Below are 13,442 nucleotides of genomic sequence, written 5' to 3'. Positions count from 1 at the left end.
CATGATGCACACTCCGTAGGAGCGTACATGGCGTCTCAAGCTACGCTTTCCAGCTCCTTAGGAGGAGTCGACTCGGATCGAGCCAAAATCAAGCCAATGTCTGAATTAACCTACGAGCGGACCGCCGGCCTTTGTCCACGCGTCGAGGCCGCCCTGAATGTGGCGAGCGGACGTTAGTCCCGCTTGCTGCGCGGCCTCGACCGCCATCGCCGAACGCTCGCCGAAGGCGCAATAAAAAACGATGCGCTTGCCGGTGGCGACCGCCAATTCGTGCAACAGGCCGCCATCCCGAATATTCTCGTCGAGTTCGTCATACGGCATATGCAGCGAACCGGGAATGACGCCCTGGGTTTCACGCTCATTCGGCTCGCGCAGATCGACGAGAGCTGTTGAAGGCTGACCGAGAACGTCGAGCGCGTCTTGCGGCGTCAACGACCAGCCCCGCCGCGCGATGTCCTCCTGATGCAATCCGATGTGAATATTCGCCGGCACCGCGACGTCCATCATTTTCGGATTGGGCAGATGCAGGCTTTCCATCAGCGCGACATATTCATCGACGGATTTGACTTGCAAACGCGGATTGAACGCCCGCTCCTCGCCGATCGTGCTGACCGTATCGCCCTTATAGTCGTGCGCAGGATAGACAAGCGTCGAGTCGGGAAGCTTCAACAGCTTGCCGAAAAGCGACTCGTACTGCGCCCGCGCGTCGCCGTTCTGAAAGTCAGTGCGGCCCGTGCCGCGAATCAACAGCGTGTCGCCGGTGAACACCCGGTCGGCCATCACAAAGCTGTATGAATCATCCGTGTGTCCCGGCGTGTAGAGAACATCGAGCTCGACGCCCGGAATGCGGATGCGCTCGCCTTCGCGAACGCGCATCGACACCACGTCGGCGTTGCTGCGCTCGCCCATCACCGTGATGCAGTGCGTGCGGTCGCGGAGCGCGCCCAGGCCGGTGATATGATCGGCGTGAGTGTGCGTGTCGACGGCCTTGACCAGCCGAAGATCGAGTTCGCGCATCAGCTGCAGATAGTGGTCAACCTTGTCGAGCACCGGATCGATGATCAGCGCCTCCCCGCCGCGATTGCCGGCGAGGAGGTAGCTGTAGGTGCTGGAGACGCTATCGAACAATTGCCGGAAGATCATCGCGCGCGTTCCTGCGCCTGCCCCGCGTCATTTCGGTTGCGGAACAATGCGAAGATAGGGCCGCGGCGCGTTCCAGCCGTCCGGATAGATCTTCTTGGCTTCCTCGTCGGAGACCGAACCCGCGATGATGACGTCATCGCCCGGCCGCCAGTTGACGGGCGTCGCCACCTTATGTGTGGAGGTTAATTGCAGCGAGTCGATGATTCGGAGCACTTCGTCGAAGTTGCGGCCGGTCGTCATCGGATAGACCATGATGAGCTTGATCTTCTTGTCGGGACCGATGACGAAGATGTTGCGAACGGTCTGGTTGTCGGCCGGCGTCCTGACGCTGGCGTCGCCGCCCGCGCTCGCGGGCAACATTCCATAGAGCTTGGAGATGCGCAGGTCCGGGTCGCCGATCATCGGATAATTCGGCTTCGCGCCCTGAGTTTCCTCGATGTCGACCGCCCATTTGGCGTGATTGTCGACCGGATCGACGCTCAAGCCGATGATCTTGACGTTGCGTCGCTTAAATTCCGGCTCGAGTTTGGCCATGTAGCCAAGTTCGGTTGTGCAGACCGGCGTGAAATCCTTGGGATGCGAGAATAGGATGCACCAGGAATCGCCAATCCAATCATGAAACTTGATATGTCCTTGCGTGGTGTCGGCTTCGAAATCCGGCGCGGTGTCGCCAATCTGGAAAGACATGTGGAAGCTCCTCGGTTATGGTTGCGACGCGCCTTGGAGCGCGAGCGACGCTCTTCGTCGCTTGAGAGCGTATTCCTTTAAATGCGACTGTTGCGCTCAGTATCAAGAACAGCGGCGTTCAAGCCTGGCGCCGTCTCCCGGGTGAAAACTCCAGCCCAGCCGCCAGCCGAACGCAGAATGACGACAATCGCGCCAACTCCGTCCCTCTCCATACGCGTCTATTACGAAGACACGGATTTTTCCGGACTCGTCTATCACGCCTCTTATTTGCGCTTCATGGAGCGGGCGCGCACGGAGATGTTGCGCGCGCTGGGGCTTGATCAGCGCGCGCTGCTGGCGGGCGCCGCAGGCGCGCCGATTTTTTTCGTCGTCCGGTCGATGGACGTCGATTTTCAAAAGCCCGCGACGATGGACGACCTGCTAACTGTCGAAACCGAGACTCTCGAGCTCGGCGGCGCCTCGCTCACGCTTGAGCAGCGGGTTTTGCGGCAGGCGGAACTGCTTGTCCGCGCCAAGGTCCGGATTGTGTGCGTCGAAGCCGGGCGCGCGCGCCGCCTGCCTCCCGAGGTGCGCGCGAAATTCGAACGTCTTCTGCCAAATTCAGAGTAGAATGCCGTCGCCATCTGGACGCCGCCTTTTGCGGCCTAAAATGGCATTGAGATGGGAATCAACGAACCCGCTGCGCGCCTTCGTCCCTGGACCGAGCCTTCGGACCCGGCGGAGACCGGCGTTCTGATCGTCGATCTCGCCGCCCTCGCCGACAATTGGCGCACGATGGCTCGGCTGGCCGGCGGCGCGGAATGCGGCGCGGTGGTGAAGGCCGACGCTTATGGCTTGGGGCTCGCGCCCGCGATGCGCGCGCTGCTCTCGGCCGGCTGCCGAACCTTTTTCGTCGCCAATGTCGTCGAAGGCGAAGCGGCCCGGGCCGTCGCCCACGACGCGACCATCTATGTGCTGGACGGGCTCGTGCCCGGCGCCGCGCCGCGCCTCGTCGCCGCCGATCTTATACCGGCGTTGGGTTCGCTCGGCGAAATCGACGAATGGGCGGCGACTGGGCGCAAGCCCAAAGCCGCGATCCATTTCGACACGGGAATGAATCGCTTCGGGATTCCGATCAGCGAGGCGGCGCAGGCGGTGGAACGCGCGCGCCATATCGCGCCTACTCTGGTGATGAGCCATTTCGTCAGCTCGCAAACGCGCGACGCCCCTTGCAACGCCCGGCAGATCGAGGCGTTTCTGGACGCCCGGGCGCGTTTCGCCGACATTCCGGCGTCTATGGCGAATTCCTCGGCCGTCTTCTTGCCGCAGCGCCCGCATTTCGATCTCGTTCGTCCCGGCTACGCGCTGTTTGGCGGCAACCCCACGCCCTATGCCGAATGCCCGGTGCGGCCGGTCGCGCGGCTCAGCGCGCGCATTCTCTCAACGCGCGAGATCGAGCCAGGCGCCTGCGTCGGCTATGACGCGCTTTGGTCGGCGCCGAGGCGCACGCGCATCGCGACGATCGGCGTCGGCTATGCGGACGGCGTGCCGGTCGGGGCCACCTCTTGCGCTGAAAAGCCGGCAGGTGAAGCGCTTGTCGGCGGAGTCCGCTGCCCCTTCATCGGCCGCGTGTCCATGGACTATGTCGTGCTGGACGTTTCCGAGGCGCCGCGCGAGGCCGCGCAGCGCGGCGAATGGGTCGAGCTGCTGGGCGACGGCATTTGCATCGAGGAAGCGGCGTCGCGCGCCGGCACCATCGGCTATGAGATCCTCACGCGGCTCGGCGCGCGATTCTCGCGGCGCTATCTCGGGGCTTAGCTCGGCGTCACGCCATCGCGAACCACGGCGCGAGCACCGGATATCCCTCGCCTGCGAGGAGCGACACCGTCTCGTGCAGCGGCAGGCCGACGACCGCCGTGTAGGATCCGACGATCTTCACCAGAAACACGCCGGCGCGTCCCTGAATGGCGTAGCCGCCCGCCTTGCCGCGCCACTCGCCGGTCGAAAGATAGGCCTCGATCTCGGTCGAGCCGAGGCGCTTGAATCGCAGCCGCGCCTCGACGAGACGCTTGCGCTCATAGCCGCGCGGCGTGATCAGGCTCACCGCCGAATAGACCCGGTGCTGGCGTCCCGAGAGCAGCTGCAGGCACTCCTCGGCCTCCTCTCGCGTCTCGGCCTTAGGCAGGATGCGCCGGCCGACGGCGACGACAGTGTCGGCGGCGATCAGAAAGGATTCCTTCAGCTCGGGCTGCGTCGCGCGCAGCTTTACCGCGGCAGCGGCCTTCTCGCTGGCGATTCGGGTGGCGTAGGCGCGCGGCGATTCCCCGCGGTGCGGCGTCTCATCGATGTCGGCGGGCAACAGGGCGTCGGCGTCGAGCCCGGCCTGCTGCAACAGCGCCAGGCGCCGGGGTGAGGCGGAGGCGAGAACGAGCTTGGGACGGGCGATTGGAGGATTGGCTGTCAAGAAGGTCGCTCCGCCAAAAGAAAATTACCGGAAACGATATGTTATACGCCCTTTGGTCAAATCATAAGGGGTCATCTCGACAAGCACCTTATCGCCGGTCAATACGCGGATGCGGTTCTTGCGCATCTTGCCGGCGGTATGGGCGATGATTTCGTGGTCGTTTTCGAGCTTGACGCGAAACATCGCGCTCGGCAGCAGTTCGGTGACGACGCCGGGAAATTCGAGCAGTTCTTCCTTGGCCATGTGGTTCCTTGTGAGGCGCTCTCCGCCGCGAGTTTGGCCGCGCGGCTTAGTTAGCGCGTGAAAAGCGAAAAACCCGCTGCCCCGGTCGGGGAGCGGACTCGGCGCGGACCCTAGTCGAGAACGAAGGATTTGTGAACCAGGGAGTTGGGGGCGCGATTCCTTCTCCCGTTTACGGGAGAAGGTGGCCCGGCGAAGCCGGGTCGGATGAGGGCGCGTTCAGCACTCTCGATATGTCGTCCAGCGCCGCGCCTCCGATCACACGCTCATTCGACAAGCGCAACACACGCCACCCGTCGCTCAAGAACCAATCATCGCGCCTCTGGTCCCGCTCCCGCCGTTCGGCGTTTTCGTGCGGAGGCCCGTCAAGCTCAATGATCAGGCGCTCAGACACACAGGCGAAATCCGCGATGTAAGGACCAATCGGAACTTGGCGCCGAAACTTCATGCCGAGCAGCCCGCGCCCACGCAGATGTTTCCATAGAATCGCTTCCGCTATGGTCATTTCCTGACGAAGCGCGCGTGCTTGCCGGAGCCTTTCCCTTGGCGTGTCGTCACGCATTTGCGCCCTCATCCGACCCTCGCTGACGCGAGGGCCACCTTCTCCCGCAAGCGGGAGAAGGAAGAAGCGGCGTCACTTCGGCTTGCTCTTCACCGTGCGCGTGCCGGGCTTGCCGCCGGAAGACAGCCGCCACCCTTGCGATCATGTAAGCGACCTATCCGCCTTATGAAATCTGCTTCCGCAGCTCTCGAATACGTTCGATAAGGGGGCCGCCAATATCTGGACGGTTGATAACTCTGAACAGTTTGTTGATCTCTGCGATTCCCGAATCCTCGGCGATCATCTGAAATGCGTCTTTTCGCATCGTTCTATAGTCACGAAGAAGAGCTTCACGAACCTCTCCTGCTGCCTCGGGAATATCTTCGACCCCCATGAAAAGCGCCGTACAATGTGCGCCGATCTCCTGATCAATGTATAATTGATGTTTGTCGACATAATTAGCTATTTCGCTTACTGTAGCGGAGATAAGCTCATGCCGTTGCGACGGTGAAAGCTCCGCATTTTTGATTACTTCGTCGGCAGCAACGACGCCACGCTGTATATGATCGTTGAGGCCTTCATAGGCTACGAGTCTTTTTTCAAATATTTTCCCTGCGAACACCTCGCGGCGGTTCTTTCTCCGCATAAATTCATTCAATAAAATGCCGCTAATAACACCAAAAATACCAAATATCGTAGCCAACAATGCAAGGACAATACTCATTCCCATCAGCTCCCACCATTGTATTCACCCATCTTCCAAATTAGGGCTCGGACCTATAAAGTTGTTGGCTTGGGCGCGATGTCGTGATTCACAGCTTCCGAAAGGAAGCGCCAATGATTCCCGACCGTTTTTGGCTGACCGACGCCCAGTTTGCGAAGATTGCGCCGCACCTCCCCACTGACACGAGGGGCAAGGCGCGGGTCAACGATCGGCGCGTGATCAGCGGGATTGTCCATGTGCTGAAATCCGGCGGGCGCTGGATCGACGCGCCGTCGGAATACGGGCCGCGCAAGACGCTCTACAACCGTTATGTCCGGTGGGCGGCCAAGGGCGTGTGGGTCAATCTCTTCCACGCGCTCGCGCAAGCTGGCGGCCCGCCGCCGCAGCTTCTCATCGACTCCTCCGCGGTCAAGGCGCATCGCTCCGCCAGTGGCGGCAAAGGGGGGAGCGCGCCCAGGCGATCGGTCGATCGCGCGGCGGACGGACGACCAAAATCCATGCGCTGACAGACGCTCAATGCCGACCCGTCGCCTTCATGCTCACGGGCGGCAATGTCGCCGATTGCACCGCTGGCGCAGAGCTTCTGTCGAAGATGCCCGCCTGTGACATCCTGCATGGCGACAAAGGTTACGACAGCGACGCCATCCGCCGACAGCTCGAGAATGCCGGCGTGATGCCGAACATCCCGCCCAAGGCCAATCGCAAATGGAAGAACTGCTTCTCGCCCTTTCTTTACCGAAACCGCAACGCGATTGAGCGCATGTTCTGCCGGTTGAAGGACTTCAGGCGCATCGCCACGCGCTACGATCGAAGCGCGACTAACTTTCTCGCAGCCGTCTGCATCGCCGCGACAATCAGCTATTGGTTATGAGTCTGGACCCTAGCATAAGCCTGCAAACCTTCACTTCGGCTTGCCCTTCACCGTGCGCGTGCCGGGCTTGCCGCCCGAAGAGCGTGGCGAAACGCGCGGCGGCGGCGTGAGCCGACCCAGCGGCCGCGCTTCCCCGCCGCCGAAATTATGCGGCCCCATGTCGGCGTCGGTCGGCTTATGCGCGCGGGTCGCGAGCTTTTCCTCTTCGTCACGGCGTATGGCGCCGCGCCCTCCCCGCCCAAAGGAGGCGCGAAATTGCGGGCTCGCCTCGGCGAGCAATTCGGCGCGTTGCAGGCGCTGGATTTCATCGCGCATGCGCGCCGCCTCCTCGAAGGCGAGATCGGCCGCGGCCGCCTTCATGCGCTTTTCGAGATCGGCGATCGTCGCCGCGAGATTATGCCCCGGGGCGATGTCATAGCCGGTGTCGATGGTCACATGATCCTGCTCGGCGACCGAGCCGAGAATGTCGGCGATGCCGCGCTTGATCGACGCCGGCGTGATGTTGTTCTCGAGATTGTATGCTTCCTGCTTGGCGCGGCGACGGTTGGTCTCGTCCATCGCGCGCTTCATCGAGCCGGTGATCTGATCGGCATAGAGGATGACGCGGCCGTCAATGTTGCGCGCGGCGCGGCCGATCGTCTGCACGAGCGAGGTCTCGGAGCGCAGAAAGCCTTCCTTGTCAGCGTCGAGAATCGCGACGAGGCCGCATTCGGGGATGTCCAAACCTTCGCGCAGCAGATTGATGCCGACGAGCACGTCGAAGGCGCCAAGCCGCAGATCGCGGATGATCTCGATGCGCTCGATCGTGTCGATGTCGGAATGCATGTAGCGCACGCGCACGCCGTTCTCGTGCAGATATTCGGTCAGGTCTTCCGCCATGCGCTTGGTGAGCACGGTGACGAGCGAGCGATAGCCGGTCTGCGCGGTCGCTCGCGCTTCGTCGAGAAGATCGTCGACTTGGGCGCGCGCCGGACGCACCTCGACGAGCGGGTCGATCAATCCCGTCGGGCGAATCACCTGTTCGACGAAGACGCCGCCTGTCTGATTGAGCTCCCAGTTTCCCGGCGTCGCCGAAACCGAAACGGTCTGCGGCCGCATCGCGTCCCATTCCTCGAAGCGCAGCGGGCGATTGTCCATGCAGGACGGCAGACGGAACCCATATTCCGCGAGCGTCGCCTTGCGGCGGAAGTCGCCCTTGTACATCGCGCCGATTTGCGGAATGCTGACGTGGCTCTCGTCGGCGAAGACCAGCGCATTGTCGGGAAGATATTCGAACAGCGTCGGCGGCGGCTCGCCCGGCCTGCGGCCGGTGAGATAGCGCGAATAATTTTCGACGCCGGCGCAGGAGCCGGTCGCCTCCATCATCTCGAGATCGAAGCGGGTGCGTTGCTCGAGCCGCTGCGCTTCAACCAGGCGCCCCGAGCGATTGAGTTCATCCAGTCTCGCGCGAAGCTCGTCCTTGATCGCCTTGATCGACTGCAGCAGCGTCGGCCTCGGCGTCACATAATGCGAGTTGGCGTAGACTTTGACGAATTCGAGATCGACCGTCTTCTTGCCGGTCAGCGGATCGAATTCGGAGATCGACTCCACCTCATCGCCAAAGAAGCTGATGCGCCAGGCGCGGTCCTCATAATGGGCCGGAAAGATGTCGACGGTGTCGCCGCGCACGCGGAAGGTTCCGCGGGTGAAATCGGCGCCGGTGCGGCGGTAGTGCAGCGCGACGAGATCGGTGACGAGTTGCCGCTGCTCCAGCTTCTCGCCGAGAGTCACCGAGAAGGTCATCGCCGTATAGGTTTCGACCGACCCGATGCCGTAGATGCAGGAGACCGACGCGACGATGATGACGTCGTCGCGCTCGAGCAGCGCGCGCGTCGCTGCGTGGCGCATGCGATCGATCTGCTCGTTCACCGAGGATTCCTTCTCGATATAGGTGTCCGAGCGCGGCACATAGGCTTCGGGCTGGTAGTAGTCGTAATAGGAGACGAAATATTCGACAGCGTTATTGGGAAAGAAGCTCTTGAACTCGCCGTAAAGCTGCGCCGCGAGCGTCTTGTTCGGCGCCAGAATGAGCGCCGGCCGCTGCACGCGTTCGATCACGCTCGCCATGGTGAAGGTTTTGCCCGAGCCGGTGACGCCGAGCAGCACCTGATCGCGTTCCTGCGCCGCGATGCCCTTGACCAGCTCCTCGATCGCCGCCGGCTGGTCGCCCTTCGGCGTGTATTCGGACACGAGGTCGAACCTCACGCCGCCTTCGGACTTCGCCGGCCGCTCGGGCCGATGCGGCGTCCAGGGCTTTTGGTCGCGAATGTTCGGGTCGCCAAGGCGCAGCAGTTGCGCAAGGCTGTCGGCGGTGGCTTCCACTCCGCCCATGTTTTGAGCGGCGCTTCCTGAAGTCGCGCCGCCAATGTTTTGAGCGGCGCTTCCTGAAGTCGCGCCGCCCGCCTGAAAGCCCTCGCCGAGCCCGTATTTTTCGATGTCCTCCTCGTCGAGGCCCTGGATCGAAGAGGCGTCATAGGCGGCCTGCGGCGCCTCGCCGAACCCGGGCGCGAGCGCCGGATTGAGCAGCTGCACGAGATGCGGCGCGAGCGGCGCGACATCCGGCTTCGCCGCCTTGGCGCGCGTCGGCCGCGCAGGATCTCTGGGCTTTCCGGGTGGTTTGGCCATGGCCGCAATATGGGTGAGACGGCGGCGGGATGGAAGCGCCAAAGGAGCGGTTACGCCACACCCAGATCAATGACGACGATCTCCGGCGGACAACCTATCCGCACGGGCGCGATCGAACAGCCAAGCCCGGCAGAAACGACTAGGTGACGATCGTTCTCAATCTTGTGACCATAAGCGTAGCGCGCGCCATAACGTGATGGCACATTCGGGCGCCAGCCAAAGAAATTGATCTGTCCTCCATGCGTATGGCCACTAAGCGTAAGAGCAACGCGCGCCGGCACGCTCGGAAAAATATCCGGCTCATGCGCCAGCAGAATAACTGGCGCGTCGTCAGCGACTTTCGTCAGCGCCACGGTCAGATCGTCGATCCCATATCGTGGATGGCGCCACCCCCGCACCGGGACAAAGGCGATTTGATCGCCCAGTCCGACAATCCAGAACGCTTTCCCGTCCTTGACCAAACGCACAGCGTCATTCTGATAAACGGCGAGACCCGCATCCTGCATGGCCTTGCCAACATCCGGCAGGCCCTCGCCGCGGCGCATCGACGCCTCATCCGCCCACCAGTCGTGATTGCCGAGCACGGCATGAACGCCGAGCGGCGCGTCGAGACGCGCCAATGCGCGCGACCAGGCGCTCGCCGGCTGCTGTCTTTGAAATTTATGAGTCGCCACATAGTCGCCAACGAGCAAGGCGCAGTCAGCGCCCTGACTGTTGGTCAGGTCGACAATTTCCGTCACACGCTCGGCGGTCATCCACGGATCGCAGGCGTGAAGATCGGCTACAATCGCGAGCCGCAACCTTAAATCTTTTGGCCACGTCGGCGGCGTGAAGGCGTAACGGGTGACGCGCAAACGAAAAAGCGGCTCGATGAGCGAGCCATAGATCGCGATGCCGCCGCCAGCAACAGTAAGTGAGGTGATCAGGCGCAAGAATGCGCGGCGATTCAGCATCCGCGATTGCCAAACGGAGACGAGAGGAAGAGGAAGATGACGGGAAATATTGGTTAGATCAAATGCCGGCGCAATGTCCGTCCCCGCTTCTGCGGAGAGGGCGGGAAGGCAATGCCCTCCGAACGGCGGCGGCGCATCCACGCCCGCTATAGCATAAAACTCTTGAAGCCAGCGCCACGCAGGCATAGCATGTGTATAGAATTGGAGCATCATACACATGCGCACCAACATCGTCATCGATGACAAGCTAATGGAAGAGGCGCTGCGCGCGACGGGCCTCAAGACCAAGAAGGAAGCCGTCGAGCTCGCGCTGCGGACGCTGCTGCGCCTTCAGCGGCAAAAGCAAATCCGAAGCCTGCGCGGAAAGCTCGACTGGCGCGGCGATCTCGACGCTATGCGCACGGATAAGAAAACAGAAAAATGATCCTCGTCGATTCGAGCGTTTGGATCGACTATTTTCGTGGCGTCGCCTCGCCTGAGACCGATCGTCTGGACAGGTTGCTCGAGGAGGAATTGGTCGCAATCGGCGATTTGATCTTGACCGAAGTGCTGCAAGGCTTCGATCGGGATCGAGACTTCAACCACGCTCATGAATTCCTAACGGCGCTTACCGTCGTAGAACTCGGCGGCAAGGAAATCGCCCTGCGGGCGGCAAAAAATTATCGCAAGCTGCGCGCGCATGGCGTCACGCCGAGGAAAACCATCGACACGATCATCGCCACGTGTTGCATCGAAAAGGCTCTGCCGCTGCTCTATAGCGATAGAGATTTCGACCCCTTCGTTGAACGCCTTGGTTTGCGCTCGGCGATGGCGTAGCGACGCTCCGCTCGCAGCGCCCGTTATTTGCAATGTTTAACGGGCAGTTGGCCAACGCCTCGGCCGCGCTATTTGCCTTGACGGGGGCCGCCATGCGCAGAAGTCGATCGAGAATGAACAAGCTTCTCTCCGACACGCTCAAGATGAGCTTCGTCGCCAATCAGGTGATCGGCTTACGGCTGATGAAGATCGCCACGGGCGGCGCACGCGGCAGACGCGAGAGCAAGCTGATGGTCGATGAAAAGATCAAAGCCGCCGCCCACGCCACCATAGAGGCGGCGATGAGCGTCGCCGCTGGCCAGCCGCATCGCGCCGCCGACCGCGCCCTTGCGGTTTACGCCAAGCGGGTCAATCGCAATCTCTGGCGATTGTCGAAGCGCTGAGCGGCTACTCTGCTTCCTCCAACTCCTCTCGCTCCGCCTCCAGCAATTTGGCGCGCGCCTCGGCGGCCTCGCGCTGGCGGTTCCACATGCCGGCGTAATGACCGCCAAGCGCCAGCAGCGCCTTATGCGTGCCGCGTTCGACGATGCGGCCATGATCCAGAAACAGGATTTCGTCGGCGTCGACGATGGTCGACAGGCGATGCGCGATGACGAGCGTGGTGCGGCCGCGCGCGACCCGTCTCAACGCCTCCTGAATTTCATGTTCCGTCAAACTGTCGAGCGCCGACGTCGCTTCGTCGAGGATGAGGATCGGCGGACCTTTGAGAATCGTGCGGGCGATCGCCACGCGCTGCTTCTCGCCGCCGGAAAGCTTCAGCCCGCGCTCGCCGACCTGCGCCTCATAAGCTTCCGGCACGCTTTCGATAAAGCGGTCGATCTGCGCGAGCCGCGCCGCTTCGCGAACCTCTTCGTCGCTCGCGTCCCATCGTCCGTAGCGAATGTTGTAGCCGATCGAATCATTGAACAGCACCGTGTCCTGCGGCACCATGCCGATCGCCGCGCGCAGACTTTCCTGCGTGACGTCCAGTATGTTCTGCCCGTCGATGGTGATGCGCCCGCCTTGCGGCTCGTAGAAACGATACATCAGGCGCGAAATCGTCGATTTTCCCGCGCCGGACGGCCCGACGATGGCGATGGTTTGTCCGGGCTCGGCTTCAAAGCTCACGCCCTTGAGGATCGGCCGGTTCGGCTCGTAGTGGAACGCGACATTATCGAAAACGATCCGCCCTTCGCGCACGAGGAGCGGCGTCGCGCCGGGCGTGTCCAAGATTTCGGGGCTCTGCGCCAGGATCGAAAACATCGTTTCGATGTCGATGATCGCCTGCCGCACCTCGCGATAGAAGGTGCCCATGAAATTTAAGGGCTGCGCCAGCTGCCCCATCATCAGGTTGATCAGGACGAAGTCGCCCACCGTATTGCGGCCCGCCTCGATGCCATAGACGCACATCACCATCATAGTGGTGAGTCCGATGATAAAGATCACCGTCTGGCCGGCGTTGAGAACCGCAAGCGAGACATAGGACTGCGTGCTCGCCTGCTCGTAGCGGATCATCGATTTGTCGTAGCGCTCAGCCTCACGTTTTTCCGCGCCGAAATATTTGACCGTTTCATAGTTCAGCAGGCTGTCGATCGCCTTCTGATTGGCGTCGGTGTCGCTGTCGTTCATCCTGCGCCGAATGGCGATCCGCCAGTTTGTCGCGAGCGTCGTATAGAGAAAATATCCGGCGAGAGTCGCGACCAGGACGAGCCCGTAGCGCCAGTCGAACTGGTAGACGAAAATGCCGAGAACGAGCCCCATTTCCAGCACGGTCGGCGCGCCCGTCGACATGATCAGCCGCGACAGCGTTTCGATGCCGTTGCGGCCGCGCTCAAGCACGCGCGTCAGTCCGCCGGTCTTTCGGCCGATATGAAACCGCAGCGACAGCTCATGCATATGCACAAAGAGATCGGTCGCCAGCCGACGCACGGCGTGCATCGCCACCGCGGCGAAGATGCCGTCGCGCAGCTGCATCAGCACGACGGTGACGATGCGCACGGCGCCCATCAGCAGCGTGAAATAGATCGCGGCGGCCGCCACCTTTCCCCAAGCGCCGGGGCCGCCCTCGGCGAGCGCGTCCGTCGCCCATTTGAAAGCGTATGGCGTCGCGGCGTTGAACAGCTTGCTGATGACGAGCAGCGCAAACACCGCGGCGACCCGAAGCTCGAGATCGCGGCGGCCACGCGGCCAAATATAGGGCCACAAATGCCGTATCGTTTTGATTAGAGACGATTCCGACAATTGTTGCTCAGGAACAGGCTGAGACGCGGCGTCGTCCGGATCGAGCGCGTGGGGATCGCTCGATTCGCCTTGATCGGGTCTAATCATATGTCTCCGAATGAATGGGGCCGTCGTCGCGGCCTTTGGCGTCATTGCTGGCT

At 62.0% G+C, this 13,442-nt stretch carries 14 protein-coding genes and 1 pseudogene; 6 read left to right on the top strand and 9 right to left on the bottom strand.

Annotated elements, in window-relative coordinates; all coding sequences use genetic code 11:
* Positions 1 to 105 precede the first annotated feature (105 nt).
* Positions 106 to 1,143 (bottom strand): MBL fold metallo-hydrolase, encoded by a 1,038-nt coding sequence (locus tag HUN39_RS03565; protein ID WP_175093111.1) that lies wholly within the window; start codon positions 1,141 to 1,143, stop codon positions 106 to 108.
* Positions 1,144 to 1,170: 27 nt separating this feature from the next.
* Positions 1,171 to 1,830 (bottom strand): peroxiredoxin, encoded by a 660-nt coding sequence (locus HUN39_RS03560; RefSeq protein ID WP_175093110.1) that lies wholly within the window; start codon positions 1,828 to 1,830, stop codon positions 1,171 to 1,173.
* Positions 1,831 to 2,007: 177 nt separating this feature from the next.
* Here HUN39_RS03560 and ybgC point away from each other — a divergent pair, with 177 nt between their 5' ends.
* Positions 2,008 to 2,439: a tol-pal system-associated acyl-CoA thioesterase gene (gene ybgC, locus HUN39_RS03555; protein WP_175093109.1), complete on the top strand. Its 432-nt coding sequence runs from the start codon at positions 2,008 to 2,010 to the stop codon at positions 2,437 to 2,439.
* A gap of 51 nt (positions 2,440 to 2,490) precedes the next feature.
* Complete coding sequence (alr, locus tag HUN39_RS03550) at positions 2,491 to 3,627, top strand: alanine racemase (protein WP_175093108.1); 1,137 nt, start codon at positions 2,491 to 2,493, stop codon at positions 3,625 to 3,627.
* A gap of 7 nt (positions 3,628 to 3,634) precedes the next feature.
* On the opposite strand, the gene HUN39_RS03545 is transcribed toward alr, so the two are convergent.
* From HUN39_RS03545 to HUN39_RS03530, 4 genes are all read right to left on the bottom strand, one after another.
* Positions 3,635 to 4,273 carry a Maf-like protein gene (locus HUN39_RS03545; protein WP_175093107.1) on the bottom strand — a complete coding sequence of 213 codons (639 nt, stop codon included), beginning with the start codon at positions 4,271 to 4,273 and terminating at the stop codon, positions 3,635 to 3,637.
* 24 nt (positions 4,274 to 4,297) lie between these two features.
* A complete protein-coding gene (gene infA / locus HUN39_RS03540; protein WP_014890360.1) occupies positions 4,298 to 4,516 on the bottom strand; it encodes a translation initiation factor IF-1 in 219 nt (72 codons plus the stop codon).
* 169 nt (positions 4,517 to 4,685) lie between these two features.
* Positions 4,686 to 5,075 carry an endonuclease domain-containing protein gene (locus HUN39_RS03535; protein ID WP_175093106.1) on the bottom strand — a complete coding sequence of 130 codons (390 nt, stop codon included), beginning with the start codon at positions 5,073 to 5,075 and terminating at the stop codon, positions 4,686 to 4,688.
* Positions 5,076 to 5,238: 163 nt separating this feature from the next.
* Positions 5,239 to 5,778: a hypothetical protein gene (locus HUN39_RS03530; RefSeq protein WP_175093105.1), complete on the bottom strand. Its 540-nt coding sequence runs from the start codon at positions 5,776 to 5,778 to the stop codon at positions 5,239 to 5,241.
* A gap of 113 nt (positions 5,779 to 5,891) precedes the next feature.
* Here HUN39_RS03530 and HUN39_RS03525 point away from each other — a divergent pair.
* Positions 5,892 to 6,649, top strand: a pseudogene (locus HUN39_RS03525) (IS5 family transposase).
* Positions 6,650 to 6,679: 30 nt separating this feature from the next.
* Here HUN39_RS03525 and uvrB read toward each other — a convergent pair.
* Together uvrB and HUN39_RS03515 are read right to left on the bottom strand one after the other, a co-directional pair.
* A complete protein-coding gene (gene uvrB, locus HUN39_RS03520) occupies positions 6,680 to 9,313 on the bottom strand; it encodes an excinuclease ABC subunit UvrB (protein ID WP_175093103.1) in 2,634 nt (877 codons plus the stop codon).
* Positions 9,314 to 9,363: 50 nt separating this feature from the next.
* On the bottom strand, positions 9,364 to 10,266 hold the full coding sequence (locus tag HUN39_RS03515) for a metallophosphoesterase (protein WP_175093102.1): 903 nt from the start codon (positions 10,264 to 10,266) through the stop codon (positions 9,364 to 9,366).
* 217 nt (positions 10,267 to 10,483) lie between these two features.
* Here HUN39_RS03515 and HUN39_RS03510 point away from each other — a divergent pair, with 217 nt between their 5' ends.
* From HUN39_RS03510 to HUN39_RS03500, 3 genes are all read left to right on the top strand, one after another.
* Positions 10,484 to 10,690, top strand: coding sequence for a type II toxin-antitoxin system VapB family antitoxin (locus tag HUN39_RS03510; protein ID WP_123176567.1), 207 nt, complete (start codon positions 10,484 to 10,486; stop codon positions 10,688 to 10,690).
* The gene (vapC, locus tag HUN39_RS03505; RefSeq protein ID WP_175093101.1) at positions 10,687 to 11,082 is read left to right on the top strand and encodes a type II toxin-antitoxin system VapC family toxin; all 396 of its coding nucleotides are present in this window, start codon (positions 10,687 to 10,689) and stop codon (positions 11,080 to 11,082) included. Before HUN39_RS03510 ends, vapC begins: the two co-directional genes overlap by 4 nt.
* 113 nt (positions 11,083 to 11,195) lie before the next feature.
* Positions 11,196 to 11,465, top strand: a complete 270-nt coding sequence (locus HUN39_RS03500; RefSeq protein ID WP_175093100.1) for a hypothetical protein — start codon at positions 11,196 to 11,198, stop codon at positions 11,463 to 11,465.
* A gap of 4 nt (positions 11,466 to 11,469) precedes the next feature.
* On the opposite strand, the gene HUN39_RS03495 is transcribed toward HUN39_RS03500, so the two are convergent.
* Positions 11,470 to 13,389 carry an ABCB family ABC transporter ATP-binding protein/permease gene (locus HUN39_RS03495; RefSeq protein WP_175093099.1) on the bottom strand — a complete coding sequence of 640 codons (1,920 nt, stop codon included), beginning with the start codon at positions 13,387 to 13,389 and terminating at the stop codon, positions 11,470 to 11,472.
* Positions 13,390 to 13,442 lie beyond the last annotated feature (53 nt).

It is taken from the genome of Methylocystis silviterrae (assembly GCF_013350005.1).
GTDB classification, from domain to species: domain Bacteria; phylum Pseudomonadota; class Alphaproteobacteria; order Rhizobiales; family Beijerinckiaceae; genus Methylocystis; species Methylocystis silviterrae.
The sequence above is the reverse complement of the archived record's forward strand: the minus strand, read 5'-3'. Positions and strand labels throughout refer to the sequence as shown.